This window comes from Mesorhizobium sp. M7A.F.Ca.CA.004.12.1.1, assembly GCF_003997835.1.
GTDB lineage: Bacteria > Pseudomonadota > Alphaproteobacteria > Rhizobiales > Rhizobiaceae > Mesorhizobium.
The window spans coordinates 1-1,755 of the sequence record NZ_RZRK01001050.1 but is presented as its reverse complement, the minus strand read 5'-3'; the positions used below and the strand labels follow the sequence as shown (position 1 = coordinate 1,755).

General features: G+C 64.1%; 2 protein-coding genes. Both read left to right on the top strand.

All coding sequences use genetic code 11. The features are described 5' to 3' along the window. The coding region (locus EN984_RS33445) for a HEAT repeat domain-containing protein (RefSeq protein ID WP_164765868.1) at nt 1-457 on the top strand (457 nt) is incomplete at its 5' end. Then, nucleotides 457-1,755, top strand: a 1,299-nt coding sequence (locus EN984_RS33440; RefSeq protein WP_245480174.1) for a glycosyltransferase family 2 protein, incomplete at its 3' end; no start/stop codon positions are given. The genes EN984_RS33445 and EN984_RS33440, both read left to right, overlap by 1 nt.

Genomic DNA, 1,755 nt, shown 5'->3' with positions numbered 1-1,755 from the left:
GCTCAGGGATTACGCCGGACGTCAGGACGCGGTGCCTTTCATCAGGGCGGCCGCAATCGATGCGCTTGCCCGCAACGGCGGGTTCCGGTTTGGTGAGTTCTTTGCCCGCGCGGCCGGCGATCCGTCGCCGGAGGTTACCGCAGCCGCATTGCGGGCACTCGGCCTGACCGGACATGCCAATGCGCCGGCCATCCTGATCAAGGCGATGGAAAATGGCGGCTGGGATGTACGCGCCGACGCTGCCGACGCGGCGGGCCGCCTCGGCCTGTCTGAACTCGCCGCGCCCCTCGCGCAGCTTATGGACGACGAGGCATGGACTGTGCGCTACGCCGCTGCCAACGCGCTCCGCTCGTTCGGCCAGAAGGGAGAGCAGGTGCTGCGCGAGATCGCCGCCAGCGACGTCTCGCGCAGGCAGCGCACGGCCTCGCTGATCCTCGCCGAGGGGCCAGCCACCTGATGTTCGACTGGAGCCAAGAGATCGTTCTGGGGGCCTCCATCCTGTCCTGGTTCATCATCGGGGCGGGGCTGGCGCAGACGGCGATCTACCTGCTGCAGCTCATCATCGCCGCCTACGCCCTGTCCAAGCGCCCGCCGGTCGCGCGTTCGGCTCTGCTGTGGCACCGCTATGGCGACGTAGCGCCGCCGATCGCGCTGCTGGTGCCCGCCTACAATGAGGAAGTGAATGTGGTCGAGAGCGTGCACTCGATGCTGGCGCTCGAATATCCGAATTTCGAGGTCATCGTCATCAACGACGGCTCGAAGGATCAGACTCTGCAGCGCCTTATCGAAGGCTTCAAACTGGTGAAATTCCACCGACCCTATGAGGAGGCCCTGACACACAAGCCGATCCGCGGCCTCTATTCCTCGCCGATGACAGAACGGCTGTTCGTGGTCGACAAGGAAAATGGCGGCAAGGCCGATGCCCAGAATGCCGGCGTCAATGTCTGCCGCGCGCCTCTCTTTTGTGTGATCGACGGCGACTCCATCCTCGAGCCCGACGCACTGATGCGCGCGGCCCAGCCCTTCATCGACGATCCCGAGCGCACCATCGCCGTCGGCGGCACGATCCGCATCGCCAACGGATCGAGGATCGAAGCGGGCAGGGTGCGCGAGATCCGCCTGCCCAGCCGGTTGCTGGCACTGTTCCAAGTGGTCGAATATCTGCGGGCCTTCCTTATGGCACGGCTGGCCTGGAGCCGCATCAACACGTTGATGCTGGTGTCCGGCGCCTTCGGCGTGTTCCGCCGCGCCGAAGTGGTGGCGGTTGGCGGCTTCACCAAGGGATCGATGGGCGAGGACATGGACCTTGTGATCAAGCTGCATCGCCACATGATGGACACCAAACGCAAATACCGCATCCAGTTCATTCCGGAGCCGGTGTGCTGGACAGAAGCACCCGAGTCACTGCGCGTTCTGGCCAGGCAACGCACGCGCTGGCAGCGCGGTGCGCTCGAGTGCTTCTTCCGCTACCGCTCCATGCTCTTCAACCCCCGCTATGGGCGGGTCGGCTTCCTCGGATTTGGTCACATACTGATTGTCGATGTGCTTGGGCCCATATCGGAGGTGCTGGGCTATGTGCTGATCCCGGCCTTTTGGCTACTCGGCATCCTCTCGACCGAATATCTCTTGGCATTCACGTCGCTGGTTTTCACCTACGGCGTTTGCGTGAGCGTGTGTTCGCTGGTTCTCGAAGAAGCCGAGCTTCAGCGTTTTCCGCGCGCGCGGGACCTTGCCGTACTCACGGCCGTGGCGGTG